This is a genomic window from Billgrantia antri, assembly GCF_017868935.1.
In the GTDB taxonomy this organism is placed as follows: Bacteria; Pseudomonadota; Gammaproteobacteria; order Pseudomonadales; family Halomonadaceae; genus Halomonas; species Halomonas antri.
Genome location: NZ_CP053383.1, coordinates 46216 through 62453 on the forward strand (window position 1 = coordinate 46216; position 16238 = coordinate 62453).

Sequence of the window (16238 nt, forward strand, 5' to 3'; positions counted from 1 at the left end):
TGGCTGCCTACTCACCTGCGGAGTCATGCATGGCCTTTTCTCCCAACGACCGTCGCCAGGGTAGTCCGAATTCTCCAAGGCCTTCATCGGACCGTCAGCGTGAGCGCGCCTCGCGCACGCCCAAGGCCCAGATCGGCGAGGTGGCCTACCTGGAGGTGGTCACGCTCAACGAGACCGGTGCCTTTCTCGACTGGGGCCATGCGCGGGACGTGCTGCTGCCCTTCGGCGAGCAGCGCTTCCGTCCCACCCCTGGCAAGCGGGTATTGGTACGGCTCTACGAGGATCAGCAGGGGCGGCCGGTGGCCTCGCAGAAGCTCGATCGCTTCGTGCAGGACGAGGCGACGGGGCTGGCGCCGGGCGACGCGGTGGAACTAGTCATCGCCGACGTTACCGACCTCGGCTACAAGGCGGTGGTCGATCATCGCTTCTGGGGGCTGCTCTACCGCGACGACGTCACTCGGCCGCTGCGCCGTGGCCAGCGGGTCACGGGCTACGTGAAGCGCGTGCGTGACGATGGTCGGCTCGACCTCTCGCTGCTGCCGCCGGGGCCGGCGCGCCTCGACGTGGTAGGCGAGCAGGTGCTCAAGGCGCTGCGCGAAAGCGGCGGCTATCTGCCGCTCTCAGACAGCAGCGATGCCACGGCGATCAAGACGCGCCTGGGGGTGAGCAAGAACGCCTTCAAGCAGGCCATCGGGCGGCTCTACAAGCGCCGCCTGATCGTCATCGAGGAGAGCGGTATCCGCCTGACGCCCGGCGCTTCGAGCGAGTCGATATAGTTCGAGCCGCCCGAGACCTCTCGATAGGGTGCTCAGTCGAGCGCCTTGAACTCCTCCTCGTGTAGCCAGGCGGCATGCTTGGGCGCGCGCTTGGTCTTCGACCACTCCTCGATCATCGCCGGCGCCACTTCCTTGAGCTGGCGCATCTGCTCCGGCGTGCCCTTCACATAGGTCAGCTCCAGGCGATGGCCGTTGGGGTCGAAGAAATAGATCGAGCGGATGATGCCGTGCTCGGTGGGACCGACCACCTCCACGCCCTTGCGCTCCAGTTCCTCCTTCGCGGAGAGCAGTGCGGCCTCGTCGGCGACGCGAAAGGCGATGTGCTGGACCCATTCCGGCGTGTTGGGATCGCGCCCCATCTCCGGCGAATTGGGCAGTTCGAAGAAGGCCAGGATGTTGCCGTTGCCGGCGTCCAGGAACAGGTGCATGTAGGGGTCCGGCGCCTTGGTGGAGGGCACGCGGTCTTCGGCGATGGCGACCAGGAAGTCCATGTTGAGCTTGTCCTGGTACCACTCGACGGTTTCCTTGGCATCGCGGCAGCGATAGGCGACGTGGTGGATCTGCTGGAGTTCGATCATGACGGGGCTCGCGGTAATGGGCGGGGAGCGTCAGGGAGCGGTTCGTAATTTTAGTTTCATTTGAAACTAAAATAGGAGGCTTGGTGCGCCCTGTCAAGCTGCCTTGGTGTTGCCGGAAACCCTGGGTCATACTGCGCTCATTTCCCGCATCACGATGGAAACGGTGCCGATGAGCCAACAGATGAGCGAACGACCCCTGCGGGTGGGCGTGGTGATGGACTCCATTGCCCACCTCACCTACAAGAAGGACACTACCCTGGCCATGCTGTGGGCGGCCCAGGAGCGCGGCTGGTCGCTGCACTACATGGAGCAGGAGGATCTCTTCCTGCGCGACGGCCGCGCCCATGCGCGCATGCGCGATCTCGCCGCCTTCCGCAATCCCGACGACTGGTACGCGCTGGGAGCGCCGGAGCAGCGCCCGCTGGCCGAGCTCGATGTGATCCTGATGCGCAAGGATCCGCCGGTCGATGCGCACTTTCTCAACGCCGTGCATCTGCTGGGTTTCGCGGAACGCGAGGGCGTGCTGGTGGTCAATCCCACGCGAGCGCTGCTGGAATGCAACGAGAAGCTGTTCGCCCAGCAGTTTCCGCAGTGCTGTACGCCGACGGTAGTGTCGTGCAGCGAGACGGTACTGCGCGCTTTCCATGCCGAACACCAGGATGTCATCTTCAAGCCGCTCGATGGCATGGGCGGCAGCGGAATCTTCCACGTTCGTCCCGAAGGGCGGAACCTCGGTGCCATTATCGAGATGCTGACCGAGCGCGGCCAGCGCCAGATCATGGCCCAGCGCTACATCCCCGAGATCAAGGACGGCGATACGCGTATTCTGCTGGTGGACGGTGAGCCGGTGCCCTTCGGTCTGGCCCGGGTGCCGATGGCCGGCGAAACCCGCGGCAACCTGGCTGCCGGCGGCACCGGCATCAGTCGTGAACTGACCGAACGCGATCACTGGCTGATCGAACAGGTACAGCCGATGATTCGCGAAAAGGGGCTGATGTTCGTCGGACTCGACGTGATCGGCGATTACATCACCGAGATCAACGTGACGAGCCCCACCTGCGTGCGCGAGATCGACGACCAACGGGGCACCGACATCGCCGGCCTGTTGATGGAGGCCATCGAGCGGCGCCTGGCGCAGCGCTCCCAGGCATAGCAGTACGAGGAGGATGAGACCGCCCATGGTGGCCTCGATCAGCGACCCGATCCACTATGCACCGGTCACGCGGCCCTACCGCCGCTGGCTGGCGCTGTCGCTCGCGCTGCTGTTGCATCTGCTGCTGATCGGGCTGGTGGCGAGCCGGCCGTTTGCACCGCCACCGGCCGAGCGCTCCAGCCTCGACGTGGTGCTGGTGACTCGCCCGGCCGAGGCGCCGGTAGAGGCGCGGGCCATTGCCGACACGAGCCAGGAAGCCGCCGGCGTGGAGACCGCCGAGGCGCCTGCCGAACAGCGGGCGAGTGCGATTGACGAAGTGCCGGTACTCGAGGCGCCGGGCAGCGTTGTGGAGCCGGCTGCTCAGGCCGAACGGCCCGCCAGCGAGCCCGAAGTCGTCGACGAGACCCCAGCCGACGCCGAGCCGGCCAGCGAAGCCTCATCGCAGGCGGAGGCTCGCGAGAGCGCTCCCGAGGCATCGGAATCGTCGGCAGAGCAGGTCGCTGAGGCGCCCACGGCAACGGGCCGCGATCTGCTGGCGCAGGCCACCCGCAGCATTCGTCAGCAGGGGCTAGATGCCAACATCGCCGGGCCTGCCGACGACCTGTCGCGACCCGCCGCGCAGCGCGCCGCGGAGGCGCGCTACATCGACGACTGGACCCGTCGCGTCGAAGACTATGGCAACCGAGTTCATCCGGCGCCGAGCCACCTGCACGGCCAGCTGCGCATTCGCGTGGTGATCGGACGCGATGGTCAGCTTCGCCAGGCGGAGGTGGTACAATCCTCAGGACATACCGAACTCGATCAGGCGGCGTTGGAAACCGTGCACGGTGCCGGGCCCTACCGGCCCTTCGACAGCACCATGGGAGAGCTGGACAGCCTCTCAATCACCCGCGTCTGGCGGTTCGGACAAGGCAACCATTTTGGCGTGCGCTAAAGGAAACGGCCATATCGTGTTTCCTCGGCCCAACATCGCCGCCCGGGAGTCCCATGCAATCCGTGCAAAACCTAGGCTTGAGACATCACTTTTTGCTGGCGATGCCGCACCTGGAAGACCCCAACTTTACCGGCACCCTCAGCTATCTCTGCGACCACGACGAGAACGGCACCATGGGGGTCATCGTCAACCGGCCGCTGGAGATCACTCTCGATGCGCTGTTCGAGCAGCTCGAACTCGACGGCGAAGAGAGTCCGCATCGCAACGCGCCGGTTTACTACGGCGGCCCGACCCACAAGGATCGTGGCTTCATCCTGCATCGCGGTTCCAGCGAGCCCTGGGATTCCAGTATCCAGGTCGATGATGACATCGCCCTCACCACCTCCATGGACATTCTGCTGGCGCTGGCCGCGGGGGACGGCCCTGAGGAGTTTCTGGTGTGCCTCGGCTGCGCCGGCTGGGAGGCGGGTCAGCTCGAGCAGGAACTCAAGGACAACGCCTGGCTTACCGTCGAGGCTCAGGCGGAAATCCTGTTCAAGATCCCACCGGAGCAGCGCCTGAGTGCCGCCGCCGGCATTCTCGGTATCGACCTGAACCTGATGTCGCGGGAGGCCGGGCACTCGTAATGGCCGATGCGGGAGCGCGCCTGATCCTGGCCTTCGACTTCGGCACTCGCCGCATCGGCGTGGCGGTGGGTAACGAACTGCTCGCCAGCGCCCGCCAGCTCGAACCGCTGCCGGCCCGCGACGGCATTCCCAACTGGGACGTGGTCACGCGGCTGGTCGAGGAGTGGCAGCCCGACCTGTTCGTGGTGGGGCTGCCGCTCAACATGGACGGCAGCGAGTCGGAGATGAGCACGCGGGCACGCAAGTTCGGCAAGCGCCTCTACGGTCGCTACGGCAAGCCCTGCGAAATGGTCGACGAGCGCGGCTCCACCCGCGAGGCCAAGGCCATCGCCCGTGAGTCGGGGCGGCTGCGCAACCCCGCCAAGAGCTACCGCGACGATGGCGTCGACGGTATTGCGGCGGTGCTCATCCTGGAGAGCTGGTTCGCCCGCCGTGAGGGCCTGTCGGCGCGTGGATGACAGGCCCGGGCAGGGCTCAGGTGGTCAGTACCCGTTCCTCGTCGTACTGCGCGGCGATGTCCTTCACCGAGATGCAGGTGTACTTGAGCACGAAGAAGGCCAGGGTGGCGGGGCAGGTGAAACTCTCCTCGAAGCGCTCCACCTGGCCACCGTAGCCGCGGGTGACGCTGGCGCGATAGGCATTGCCGGCCTTGGTCAGCTTGACCGTGGCCTGGCGGTCGACCTCCTGCTTTTCCAGCACCAGCTCGCGCTGTCGGCTCAGCAGGTCGTCGAGCATCTTGCCGCCTTCGCGCTCCTCGGGCGTGGCCCACACCTCCTGGTCCCGCTTGCCGTACTGGAACAGCATGATCGCCGGCAGTACGGAGAAGATGGCGCCGGTCAGCAGCCAGGCCAACTCGGCACCGGGGGGATGCAGCGCGAACACGGCAAAAAACTGCACCACGAAGGCGGCCGCGAGGATGCCTGCCAGCGGACGCCACATACGCGGATTCATCACCGGCTTGCCCGTGGTATGCCCCCACAGTCCGGCAGCGACCAGCGCCCCCAGGCCCACCGTCGCCACGCCCCAGATCGGGCCGCCGCCCACCAGCAGGGCAATGACGCCGATTGCCACCAGCACGCTATAGAACACCGCCAGCAGTATGTACGCTCGTTCCAGGTTCATGCGTCACATCTCCTTTCTCCGGCTGCCTTGGTGGGCAACGCCATTGTTATTAAAGAGTGTTCTTCGAGTTCGTCAGGTTCCGTTCGTCCTCAGCATAGCGATGCCGAGCGTTGGCTGCCTAGTCACAGGGCAGGATCGTCGACGCCGACCCGCTCGGGAACGAACCAGCGTACCGGACGCAGGTCCTTTTCGATCAGCTCTTCCACCTGCAGCAGAGTGGCGAAGATCGCCATGCGTACCGGAATGCCGTTGTCGGTCTGGCGGAATATCGCCAGGCGCGGATCGCCGTTGAGATCCACGTCGAGGTCGTTGGCATCCGGGCGGCTGTCGCGAGGCAGCGGATGCATGACGATGGTGTCGCGGCCGCAGCGCTGGTCCATGAAGGCGCGGTCGACGGTGAAGTCACGCGACAGGCTGAAGCCTTCGCTCATCTCGGCGGTGAAGCGCTCCTTCTGGATGCGGGTGGTGTAGACCACGTCCACGTCCGCGTAGTCGTCGGCCAGGCTGGTACGTTCTTCGACGCGGTGGCCGCGGGAGGCGACCAGCTCGATGAGGTAATCGGGCATCTCCAGCCCCGGCGGCGCTACCAGGGTGATGCGCATGGGATCGTAGAGCGACAGCAGCTTGATCAGTGAGTGCACGGTACGGCCGTACTTGAGATCGCCCGTGAGCAGTACGTGGGCGCCGGCGAGCTGCTTGCCCAGCCGGGTGAACTCCTTGTCGATGGTATAGAAGTCGAGCAGCGCCTGGCTGGGGTGTTCGCCGGGGCCGTCGCCGCCGTTGATCACCGGCACGTGGGTGGCGGCGGCAAACTCCGCTACCGAGCCCTGGTCGGGGTGGCGCATGACGATGGCGTCACAGTAGCCGCTCATCACCCGGCTGGTGTCGTAGAGCGACTCGCCCTTGGCCATGGAGGAGAAGGTGAAGCCGGTGGTGTCGCACACGCTGCCGCCCAGGCGGCAGAAGGCGGCATGGAAGCTGACCCGGGTGCGGGTACTGGCCTCGAAGAACAGGTTGCCGAGCACGGCGCCCTCCAGCACCCGGGTGACCTGGCGGCGTTGGGCGATGGGCTCCATGCGGGCGGCGACGCGCATCAGGTGGTCGACGCTTTCGCGGGTCAGGGAATCGACGGAGAGCAGGTGGCGACTCATCGAGGGCCTCGAAGGTGGCAGCGAAGGATGGCCCGTAGTGTAACGCCACCGAGGCCGCGCTTCACAGCGTGCGACGACATGAGGCTCAACGGCCGAGCAGTTCGGCCAACTCGTGTGCGTAAGCCTTCACTTCGCCTATCGCCCGCTCGGTATCGAGGTCGTCCATCGCCACCACCCCCACACAGGCCTCGATGCCGGGGCGAAACTGCGGCGTGGCCACGGGGCTGGCTACCCCCACTGCGCCGCGCTGCAGCTGGCCGCGGGTCAAGCTGTAGCCGTCGGCTCGCGCCTGACGCACCTCCTCGCTGTCGTCCGCACGCGGCGCACGGCCAGCCAGGATGGCGATACCCGCCGCCCCCAGCGACAGCGGATGGCGGCTACCGACCCGATAGCCCACCCGCAATAGGCCCTCCTCCGGCTCCGCCACCAGCAGCACAACGCACTCTTCGCCCTGGGCCACCGAGACGAAGGCGGTGGCTCGGGTCGCCTTGGCCAGCGCCTGCAACAGCGGCTGGGCCACGCCGCGCAGCTGCGGCTCGAAGCGCGAGGCCAGCAGCGAGATGCCGGCGCCCAGGCGCAGCGCGCCCTCGCTGGTACGTGCCACCAGGCCGTGCTGTTCCAGGGTGGTGACGATGCGATAGGCGATGGCGCGGTGCACGTCGAGCCGCTCGGCGAGTTCGGCGACGCTGATGCCCTCGGCGTGTTCGGCGACGATTTCCAGCGCGTGCAGGCCGCGGTCCAGGGTTTGCAGGGTGGTAGCCATCGAACGGCATCTCTCGAGTTGATGTTGGCAGTGCATGGTAGCGCAGCCGGCGGGATTGACGTCCCCGGGCAAACTGCCTATGTTTCCTTACGTGTTCGTTAAACGATACCAAGTGTGCGATAAAAGTAAAACAATTCGACAGGAAAGCCCAGCCACGCATGACAGCAACGATTCAGGCGACAGCCACGCGGGAGGCCTCATGACATCAGCAACACAGCGGAACGCTAGCGGTGCGAGCGGCTGCCCCTTTCACAGCGGCGATGAGCCGGCGTTGGCGCCCGACGCTTGCCCCGTGTCGCCCCGGGCGGCGGCCTTCGATCCCTTCGACCGCCCCTACCAGCTCGACCCCGCCGAGGCGCTGCGCTGGTCCCGCGAGCAGGAGCCGGTGTTCTACAGCCCCAAGCTCGGCTATTGGGTCGTCAGCCGTTACGACGACATCAAGGCGATCTTCCGCGACAACCTCACCTTTTCGCCGTCGATTGCGCTGGAGAAGATCACTCCGGCGAGCGATGAGGCCCTGGCGGTGCTCGAGAGCTACGACTACGGCATGAACCGTACTCTGGTGAACGAGGACGAGCCGGCTCACATGGCGCGGCGCCGCGAGCTGCTCGAGGCTTTCTCACCCGAGGCGCTGGAGGCTCATGCCCCGATGGTGCGCCGCCTGGTGCGCGAGAAGCTCGACGCGATCATCGACCGCGGCCAAGCCGACCTGGTCGCCGAAATGTTCTGGGAGGTGCCGCTTACCGTGGCGCTGCACTTCCTCGGAGTGCCCGAGGAGGACATGGAGCAACTGCGGCGCTTCTCCGTCGCCCATACGCTCAATACCTGGGGACGCCCCTCGCCGGAGCAGCAGGTCGAGGTGGCCGAGGGTGTCGGCAAGTTCTGGCAGTACTCCGGTGAGGTACTGAGGAAGATGCAGGCCCGGCCGGAGGGGCACGGCTGGATGTACGACATGATCGAGAAGAACCGGCACAAGCCGGACATCGTCACCGACAACTACCTGCACTCGATGATGATGGCGATCATCGTCGCCGCCCACGAGACCACGGCGTTGGCCACCGCCAACGCCTTCCGCCAGTTGCTCGCGCGCCCCGAAGTGTGGACCGATCTGTGCGACAACCCGGCGCTGATCCCCGCCGCGGCCGAGGAGTGCCTGCGCCATTCCGGCTCGGTGGTGGCCTGGCGGCGCATCGCCACTCGCGAGGTGGAAGTGGGCGGCGTGACCATCCCCGAGGGCGGCAAGATCCTGATGGTCACCGCCTCGGCCAACCACGATCCGGCCCACTTCGAGAACCCCGACGAACTCGACATCTACCGCGACAACGCCGTCGACCATCTCACCTTCGGCTATGGCAGCCACCAGTGCATGGGCAAGAACCTGGGGCGCATGGAGATGCGTATCTTCCTCGAGGAGTTCACCCGCCGCCTGCCGCACTTGGAACTCGAGGAGCAGGAGTTCACTTTCCTGCCCAATACGTCGTTTCGCGGTCCCGAGGCGCTGTGGGTACGCTGGGACCCGGCACGCAATCCGGAGCGTCGCGACCCGGCGGTGCGCGACGCCCAGCGCGACTTCTCCGTCGGGGCACCGTCGCGCCAGGACATCGCCCGCGAAATGGTCGTCGCCAAGGTGCAACTCGCCGCCGAAGGCGTATTGCAGATCGCCCTGGAGGATCCGCATGGGCGCCGCGTGCCGGAGTGGAGCCCCGGCTCCCATGTCGACCTGATCGTGGACGACTACGTGCGCAAGTATTCGCTGTGCGGCGAGACGGACGATTCCTACTGGCTGCAGGTCGCCGTGCTGCGCGAGGAGGCCGGGCGCGGTGGCTCGGCGTGGATCCACGAGCACCTGAAACCGGGCATGCCCCTGCGCCTGCGGGGGCCCAAGAACCACTTCCGCCTCGACGAGACGGCCGACCGCTACGTGCTCATCGCCGGCGGTATCGGCATCACGCCGATCATCGCCATGGCCGACCGCCTCAAGCGGCTGGGCAAGCCCTTTGAACTGCACTATGCCGGCCGCTCGCGCTCCAGCATGGCCTTCATCGAACGGCTCGAGCGCGACCACGGTGATGCCCTGCGGCTTTATCCCAAGGCCGAGGGGGCACGGCTCGATCTCGCCGCCCTGCTCGCCGAGCCCCGCGACGGTACGCTGCTTTATGCCTGCGGCCCCGAGCGCCTGCTAGCGGCGCTGGAAGCCGGCACCGCCCAATGGCCGGAGGGCAGCCTGCGCGTGGAGCACTTCACTGCCGAGGGCGCACTGCTGGACCCGGAGCACGAGCACGCCTTCGAGGTCGAACTCACCGACTCCGAGCTCGTCGTCGAGGTGGCTGCGGACCGCACCCTGCTGCAGGCGCTGCGTGCCGCCGGTGTCGACGTGCCCAGCGACTGCGAAGAGGGCCTGTGCGGCTCCTGCCAGGTCGAGGTGGTGGAGGGCGAGATCGATCATCGCGACAAGGTGCTCACCGCTGCCGAGCGCGCCGGCCAGGATCGGTTGATGAGCTGCTGCTCAAGGGCGAAGGGGAAAAAGCTCGTTCTGGCTCTCTAATCCCCAACACAACCACAACACGCAAGACGTACGCCAACCCTGACAATCGGGACTCACGAGGAACGACAATGAAAATGAAGATGCACAAGCTCGCGACACTGACCGTGCTCACCACCCTCTCCTTGGGCGCCTTCCAGGGCGCCGCGGCCACCGAACTCACGGTGAGCACCTGGGCCGGCCCCAACCACGGCGTCAATACCATCGTCTGGCCAACCTGGGGCAAGTGGGTGGAGGATGCCACCGAGGGGCGCGTCACCGTCAACGTGGTCCACGACATGGGCCCGCCCAACGCCCAGATGGAGCTGATCGCCGACGGCGTGGCCGACGTCACCTGGTTGTTCCACGGCCTGATGCCGGGGCGCTTCGAGCTGACCAAGCTGCCCGAATTCCCGACCTTCGAAGACTTCTCCTCCGAAGCCGCCTCGGTAGCCTACTGGCGCACTCACAACGAGTACTTCGCCGAGGCCGGCGAGCATCGCGGCGTCGAGGTGATCGGCGTGGGGGTGCACGGTCCGGGCTCGCTGTTTCTCAACGAATCGATCGACAGCCTCGATGGCCTCGACGGCAAGCGCGTGCGTATCGGTGGCGGGGTGATGGGCGATATCTCCAACGCGCTGGCGCTCACCGGGGTGGCATTGCCGCCGGCCAGCACCTACGAGGCTGCGACCCAGGGGGTCATCGACGGTGCCATGCTGACGCTGGAAGGGCTGAAGAGCTTTCGCCTGGCCGAGGTGTTGCCCTACACGGTGCAGATGCCGGGCGGCTTCTATCGCGGCAGCTTCTCACTGGTGATCAATCCCGACACCTGGGCCTCGCTCTCCGCCGAGGATCGCGAGGCGATCCAGAACGTTTCCGGCGAAAAACTCTCGCGCCTGTTCGGCTACATGATGGATGTGGTCGACGTGCGTGGCATCGAGTTTGCCAGGCAGCAAGGCAATACCTTTGTCGAGCTGCCCGCCGAGGAGATCGAGCGCTTCCAGCAGATGGTGGCCGATCTACCGGAGGCCTGGATGGAAACGGCCGAGCAGAAGGGCATCGACGGCGAGGCGGCACACGCCTACTTCTTCGAGCAGCTCGATGCCGCCCAAGGCGAGGAGGGGCTCTCCGCCGACGAGGTTATTGATCCCGAGGCTTGATCCGACCACCCCAAGACGACTCTGCGAGCGCGGCCATGGCCGCGCTCGCTGCGTCATGGCTAGTGCGATTTAAGTTTCAATTGAAACTATTTTGACCTCGGTCAATGCTGCCGAGAGCTCGGGAGTCGATACTGCGGGAAACGCACCGAGAAGGAGAGGTAGCATGAGCCAGGCAGCCAAGAACACATGGTGGAACCGTCTCTGCGAGGGCAGCTACCGCGCTTCTACGCGCCGGCTGGTACGCGACATCGAGGCGGAGTCGCCGCAGGTCTACAGCGAGATGCTCAAGGACCTCGAGACGCCGCTGGAACCCGCCTTCGAACGCGAGATGGCGCGTCACCTCGACCGTGGCGGCTTTCGTGCCTTCGTGCCGGCCGAGACGCTGATGCCGGCCATGCTGCAGCGCTTCGGCCTCGAGCCGACCAGCGTCGCCGAGCATGCCAGTTACCCCAGCCTGCGCGGCAACTGCAACGCCTGCCCGGTGGCCGGTCATTGCTGGGGCGCCATGCGCCGGAATGCAGGGCTCGACGAGTGCCGTGCCTTCTGCCCCAATGCGGCGGCCTTCGAGCGCCTGGCCGAGACGGCCTGACGTCGCCTGCCGGCGATCACCACAGCGACAGCAGCACCCCGGCCAGGGCGCAGGCCCCCAGCACCTTGAGCATGCCCACGCCGAAGCGGAAGATCGCCAGTAGGGCCGCCACCGACAGCACCAGGGCGGCCACGTCCAGGCTGGCGACGTCGGGTATCAGCAAGCGCAGTCCTGCGCTGCGCCATTCGCCCACCTCGGCGAACACCACATGCAGGCCGAACCATACCGCCAGATTGAGTACCACGCCCACCACCGCGGCGGTGATCGCCGTCATGGCGCCGCTCAGCGCGGCGTTGTCGCGCAGGCGTTCCACGTAGGGGGCGCCGAGGAAAATCCACAGAAAGCAGGGCACGAAGGTGACCCAGGTGGTGAGCACCGCTGCCAGGGTCGCGGCCAGCCACGGATCGAGGGGGGCGGCGTCGCGGAAGGCGCCCATGAAGCCGACGAACTGCACCACTTGAATCAGCGGGCCGGGCGTGGTCTCGGCCATGCCCAGGCCGTCGAGCATCTCACCCGGCGCCAACCAGCCGTAGTTCTGCACCGCGGCCTGGGCCACGTAGCTCAGCACTGCGTAGGCACCGCCGAAGGTCACCACCGCCATCCGGCTGAAGAAGGTGGCGATCTGGCTGAACACGTTGTCCGGCCCCAGCGTCAGCAGCAGCGCCACCGGCATTAGCCACAGCGTCAGGCAGATAGCCGATATCTTGAGCGACCAGGCGCGATTGGGCCGCGCATGTGCGGGCAGCTCGGCACCGAGCAGGGAATCGCCGTCGGCCAGACCGCTGCCCTCCTCCGCACCATGGCCGCCGCCGACACGAAACAGCGGCGAGCCGGCCTTGCCGCCGACGAAGCCGATCAGCGCCGCCCCCAGGATGATCAGCGGAAAGGCGATATCGAGAAAGAAGATCGCCACGAACGCCGCCGCGGCGATGCCCAACATCGCGTTGTTGCGTAGTGCGCGTTTGCCGATGCGCACCACCGCGTTGATGACGATGGCCAGCACCGCCGCCTTCAACCCGAAGAACAGCCCCTCCACCATGCCCACATTACCCAGCGCGGCATACAGGTAGCTGAGCGCCAGGATGGCGATGAAACCGGGCATCACGAAGAGCGTGCCGGCGAGTAGACCGCCCTTGGTGCGATGCATCAGCCAGCCGATATATATCGCCAGCTGCTGTGCCTCCGGCCCCGGCAGCAACATGCAGTAGTTGAGCGCATGCAGGAAGCGATGCTCGCCGATCCAGCGCTTCTCCTCGACCAGGATGCGATGCATCACGGCGATCTGCCCGGCCGGGCCGCCGAAGCTGAGCAGGGCAATGCGCAGCCAGACGTGCACGGCCTCGCGGAAGGGAACGTCGTGTGGCAGGGGCGGTAGCATGCGGTCTTCCTTCAGGCACTCGAAGCCAAGCCGTCCATCTTAACCGCTCTAGATGACAGCGTCGTGTGGTTACACCGGAGGCCTGCGCCAGCCATCGATATGCGAGGCAAGGCAATCAGCCCCGTTCATGGCTGTCCCTCGCGAAGAGAGGATTAGTTGCTACGACACAGCGCCACCAGCCGCGCCTTGGAGGGCACGCCGAGCTTGGCATAGGCGCGCTTGCGATAGGTTTCAGCAGTGGAGAGGGCGATATCGAGTTCGGCGGCGGCGGTCTTGAGGGTATGGCCGCGCAGCAGGTAGAGGCACAGCTGGCGCTCGCGCTCGGAGAGCGGGGCGAGGATGGCCGCCTCCTCGGGGCTCGCCCGCTGCAACGAGATGGGCCTGGCCTGGCCGTAGTGGCGGCGCATCAGGCTGGCCAGCAGCGGCGCCAGGGCGTCCAGGCGAGCGAGGTCGTCACGACCGAAGGGGCCGGCCTCGCGGCCACGGTAGAGGTTGAGGTAGTAGACGCTCTGCTCCCCGGGCAGGGTCAGCGAGACCTTGTCGACCAGGTCGGGGAAGGCGAACAGGTGGCTGCGATAGGCTGCCGGCATGGCGTCGGCCTGCATCGGCGTGACTTCCGCGCCGATCTCTTCGCCCTCTTCCGCCATCAGCTGGCGCAGGCGCTGGTAGTTGGGATCCTGGCGGAACAGGCCGCCGGTGTAGAGCTCCGCCAGGCGACCGGCCATGCGCGGCGTGCGCCGGTTATCCGCCAGCAGGCAGTCGACCTCGTCGCGACCGTCGAAGGCGAACACCATGCACTGCTCGATACCCACCGCCTGGCGCAGCAATGCCAGCAGTGCCTCGTCGAAACCCGCCTCGCCCAGCCGCGCCACGCACTCGGCCATGGCCGGGATCAGCCCCGGCCAATCGCTGGCATGTTCATCGCTGGGTTCGCGCATATGTCGCTGCCTCTCGTTGCGTGCTGTCCTGGCTTTTGCGGGACACCGTCGGGTCGCTACCGGAGTAGTCTGTCGGTAGACACAACGCCAACAGGAGCCGCCCATGCGACCCGCCGGACGCGCCGAGACCGACTCGCTCTATTTCGATTATCCCTACTTTCCCTTCGTTCGTCCTCCCGAGCTGGATGGCCGGGCGGTGCGCCATCGGGTGGCCATCGTCGGTGCCGGCCCGGTGGGCGTCACCGCCGCGCTGGAACTGGCGCGCCACGGCATCGAAAGCGTGGTTCTCGACGACAAGGCGACCGTCAACGACGGCTCGCGGGCGATCTGCATCTCCCGCCACAGCCTGGAGATCCTGCAGCAGCTCGGCGTCGATGCCCCCTTCGTGGCGAAGGGCCTGGGCTGGACGCAGGGGCGCACCTACTTTCGCGACCGCGAGATCTTTCGCTTCGAGATGCCCCACTCCGAGCAGGAGCGCTTCCTGCCGATGATCAACCTGCAGCAGCAGTACATCGAGAAGTTCCTCATCGACAAGGCCGGCGAGAGCGGCCTCGTCGAACTACGCTGGCAGAGCGCGGTGACCGGCGTGAGCCAGGATGAGGACGGCGTGACTCTCGAGGTAGCCACTCCCGAGGGCGACTACCGCCTCGAGTGCGACCACCTGCTGGCCGCCGATGGCGCGCGCAGCGTGGTGCGCAAGGCCTTCGGCCTCGCCCTGCACGGCGAGGCCTACGAGGGCCGCTACATGATCGCCGACATTCGCCTGCGTTCCGACTTTCCTACCGAGCGGCGCGCCTTCTTTCACTCCCACGCCCTGCCCGATACCACCATCCTGGTGCACAAGCAGCCCGACGACATCTGGCGCATCGATTACCAGCTCGGCCCCGAGGAAGACCCGCAGGCGGCGGTGGAGGAGGCCAGCATCCGCGAGCGGGTGAGCCTGATCGTGCGCGAGGTGCTAGGCGAGGGCGACGACTGGGAGCTCGAATGGTGGAGCCTCTACAAGGCCCATACCCTGGCGCTGGACGATTACCGCCATGGCCGGGTGCTGTTCATCGGCGACAGCGCCCACCTGGTGCCGATCTTCGGCGTGCGTGGCCTCAACAACGGCCTGGCCGACGCCGCCAACGCCGGCTGGAAGCTGGCCTCGGTGCTCAAGGGGCTGGCGCCTGATCGTCTGCTCGACAGCTACAGCCCGGAGCGGCGCGGCGCCACCCTGGACGTCTTCGCCAACGCCGGCAAGAGCACCCGCTTCATGACCCCGCCGAGCCGGGGCTACCGGCTGATGCGCGACGCCGCCCTCACACTGGCGCTGCACAATGACTATGCCAGCGGCTTCGCCAACCCACGCCAGGTCACGCCCTACACCTACGCCGAGAGCCCGCTGACCCTGCCCGACGATGCCGACTTCGAGGCCGGGCCGATCCCCGGCGCGCCGCTGCCTAACCGCCGGTTGGGCGAGGACGACTACCTGCTCGATCATCTGGGCACAGGTTTCGTCCTGCTGCACTTCAGCGAGGACGGGCGGCCCGATCCGACACTCGCAGAGCGGCTGGCTACGTTGCAGGCCCGGGGCCAGGCCGTCGAGCTGCTGCGCGTGTCCCGCGAGCCGGGTGCCGAAGGAGTACTGCTGGACAGCGGTGGTTTGTTCGCCGCCTATGGTGCCGCGCCCGGCAGCGCCTACTTGGTGCGCCCCGACCGCCACGTGGTGGCGCGCTGGAAGCGCCTCGATCCTGCCGATCTGGAACCCGCTCTCGTGACTGCCCTGGGAGGTAAATGAGATGACCGTTACCACACTGCCATTCGCCGATCTTGAGCGGGTCTACGAGACCCTGGCCGAGACCTTGGATACCTTGCCCGAGAGCCAGGAGCGCCTGTTTCTGGCGCAGTTGGCGCTGGCGCTGGCTCATCGCGTAGCCGACGTCGAGCGGGTGATGGCGGCCATCGAGGAGGCGCGGCGAGGTATCGCCGGCGTTTCCGGCTGATGGTCATGGCCGGTTTCGAGTAAGCGAGGGCTTACTTCATTGGCTATAAATTGAGCGTGGTCAAGGCGAGATGACGCACAGGGGCTACGGTAAGAATTGTCCGTAGAGGAACGCCTCGATGAGTAAACCTCGACCTCTCCAAGAGCCCCTTCTGCCGCCAAGTGACGAGAAACAGCTGCACAATTTTCTCGAAGGTGAACGGGCTCTGCTCGAACTCAGGTGCTGCGAGCCGAAGGCGCTGAGCCAGCTCATCCATGACCTGGCGCACCCCATGAGCCCTTCGCTGGAGCAGGCGATAGCACGCTGCCTGGCCAGTCGGGAGCTGGAGTTCGCTGCTGCCGAAACCTTGCTCCCGTCGATGATGCACCGCTTCGGCCTCGAGCCTGGCGCCTGTCGCCAGGATCCGGCCATCCATTCCTTGCGTACCGTCTGCAGCGCCTGCCCGAAAGTTGCGGCCTGCTGGCTGGCGCTGCGGCATCAGGCATCCCAGGAGGAGTGCCGGGTGTTTTGCCCCAACGCCGAGGCGCTCGAAACGCTGAAGCCGCCGCCTCGCGATGAGTGAGT

At 66.4% G+C, this 16238-nt stretch carries 17 protein-coding genes; 11 read left to right on the plus strand and 6 right to left on the minus strand.

Going from position 1 to position 16238, the window contains the following annotated elements; translation table 11 throughout:
• Positions 1-29: 29 nt before the first annotated feature.
• Positions 30-776 (plus strand): CvfB family protein, encoded by a 747-nt coding sequence (locus HNO53_RS00210; protein WP_209475171.1) that lies wholly within the window; start codon positions 30-32, stop codon positions 774-776.
• A gap of 32 nt (positions 777-808) precedes the next feature.
• Here the strand turns inward: HNO53_RS00210 and HNO53_RS00215 are convergent, their stop codons facing one another.
• Positions 809-1354 (minus strand): VOC family protein, encoded by a 546-nt coding sequence (locus HNO53_RS00215; protein WP_209475173.1) that lies wholly within the window; start codon positions 1352-1354, stop codon positions 809-811.
• A 181-nt stretch (positions 1355-1535) separates the two neighbouring features.
• Here HNO53_RS00215 and gshB point away from each other — a divergent pair, with 181 nt between their 5' ends.
• From gshB to ruvX, 4 genes are read left to right on the plus strand one after another with little or no spacing between them, the layout of a single operon-like run.
• On the plus strand, positions 1536-2507 hold the full coding sequence (gene gshB / locus HNO53_RS00220; protein WP_209475175.1) for a glutathione synthase: 972 nt from the start codon (positions 1536-1538) through the stop codon (positions 2505-2507).
• 25 nt (positions 2508-2532) lie between these two features.
• Positions 2533-3441, plus strand: a complete 909-nt coding sequence (locus HNO53_RS00225; protein ID WP_209475177.1) for an energy transducer TonB — start codon at positions 2533-2535, stop codon at positions 3439-3441.
• A gap of 53 nt (positions 3442-3494) precedes the next feature.
• Entirely contained in the window at positions 3495-4067 is a 573-nt protein-coding gene (locus HNO53_RS00230; protein WP_209475178.1) for a YqgE/AlgH family protein, read from the plus strand.
• Positions 4067-4525, plus strand: coding sequence for a Holliday junction resolvase RuvX (gene ruvX, locus HNO53_RS00235; RefSeq protein ID WP_209475180.1), 459 nt, complete (start codon positions 4067-4069; stop codon positions 4523-4525). Before HNO53_RS00230 ends, ruvX begins: the two co-directional genes overlap by 1 nt.
• Positions 4526-4541: 16 nt before the next feature.
• Here ruvX and HNO53_RS00240 read toward each other — a convergent pair whose 3' ends face one another.
• From HNO53_RS00240 to HNO53_RS00250, 3 genes are all read right to left on the minus strand, one after another.
• On the minus strand, positions 4542-5189 hold the full coding sequence (locus tag HNO53_RS00240) for a hypothetical protein (protein ID WP_209475182.1): 648 nt from the start codon (positions 5187-5189) through the stop codon (positions 4542-4544).
• 122 nt (positions 5190-5311) lie between these two features.
• Positions 5312-6340, minus strand: a complete 1029-nt coding sequence (locus tag HNO53_RS00245) for an aspartate carbamoyltransferase (RefSeq protein ID WP_209475184.1) — start codon at positions 6338-6340, stop codon at positions 5312-5314.
• 85 nt (positions 6341-6425) lie between these two features.
• Positions 6426-7103 carry an IclR family transcriptional regulator gene (locus tag HNO53_RS00250; protein ID WP_209475186.1) on the minus strand — a complete coding sequence of 226 codons (678 nt, stop codon included), beginning with the start codon at positions 7101-7103 and terminating at the stop codon, positions 6426-6428.
• Positions 7104-7302: 199 nt separating this feature from the next.
• Between HNO53_RS00250 and HNO53_RS00255 the strand changes: the two genes are divergently transcribed.
• The 3 genes from HNO53_RS00255 (at position 7303) to HNO53_RS00265 (ending at position 11373) form a co-directional block, all read left to right on the plus strand.
• A complete protein-coding gene (locus HNO53_RS00255; RefSeq protein ID WP_209475188.1) occupies positions 7303-9648 on the plus strand; it encodes a cytochrome P450/oxidoreductase in 2346 nt (781 codons plus the stop codon).
• An 80-nt stretch (positions 9649-9728) separates the two neighbouring features.
• Positions 9729-10784, plus strand: coding sequence for a TRAP transporter substrate-binding protein (locus HNO53_RS00260; protein ID WP_209478469.1), 1056 nt, complete (start codon positions 9729-9731; stop codon positions 10782-10784).
• Positions 10785-10947: 163 nt separating this feature from the next.
• Positions 10948-11373: a hypothetical protein gene (locus HNO53_RS00265; RefSeq protein WP_209475190.1), complete on the plus strand. Its 426-nt coding sequence runs from the start codon at positions 10948-10950 to the stop codon at positions 11371-11373.
• A gap of 16 nt (positions 11374-11389) precedes the next feature.
• Here HNO53_RS00265 and chrA read toward each other — a convergent pair whose 3' ends face one another.
• Both chrA and HNO53_RS00275 read right to left on the minus strand, forming a co-directional pair.
• Entirely contained in the window at positions 11390-12751 is a 1362-nt protein-coding gene (gene chrA / locus HNO53_RS00270) for a chromate efflux transporter (RefSeq protein ID WP_209475192.1), read from the minus strand.
• A gap of 152 nt (positions 12752-12903) precedes the next feature.
• Complete coding sequence (locus HNO53_RS00275; protein ID WP_209475194.1) at positions 12904-13689, minus strand: LuxR C-terminal-related transcriptional regulator; 786 nt, start codon at positions 13687-13689, stop codon at positions 12904-12906.
• A 103-nt stretch (positions 13690-13792) separates the two neighbouring features.
• Between HNO53_RS00275 and HNO53_RS00280 the strand changes: the two genes are divergently transcribed.
• The 3 genes from HNO53_RS00280 to HNO53_RS00290 all read left to right on the plus strand — a co-directional run bounded on the left by HNO53_RS00280 (position 13793) and on the right by HNO53_RS00290 (position 16236).
• The gene (locus HNO53_RS00280) at positions 13793-15469 is read left to right on the plus strand and encodes an FAD-dependent monooxygenase (RefSeq protein ID WP_209475196.1); all 1677 of its coding nucleotides are present in this window, start codon (positions 13793-13795) and stop codon (positions 15467-15469) included.
• Position 15470: 1 nt separating this feature from the next.
• Entirely contained in the window at positions 15471-15674 is a 204-nt protein-coding gene (locus tag HNO53_RS00285; protein WP_209475198.1) for a DUF2783 domain-containing protein, read from the plus strand.
• A gap of 118 nt (positions 15675-15792) precedes the next feature.
• Positions 15793-16236, plus strand: a complete 444-nt coding sequence (locus HNO53_RS00290; protein ID WP_209475200.1) for a hypothetical protein — start codon at positions 15793-15795, stop codon at positions 16234-16236.
• Positions 16237-16238: the final 2 nt, after the last annotated feature.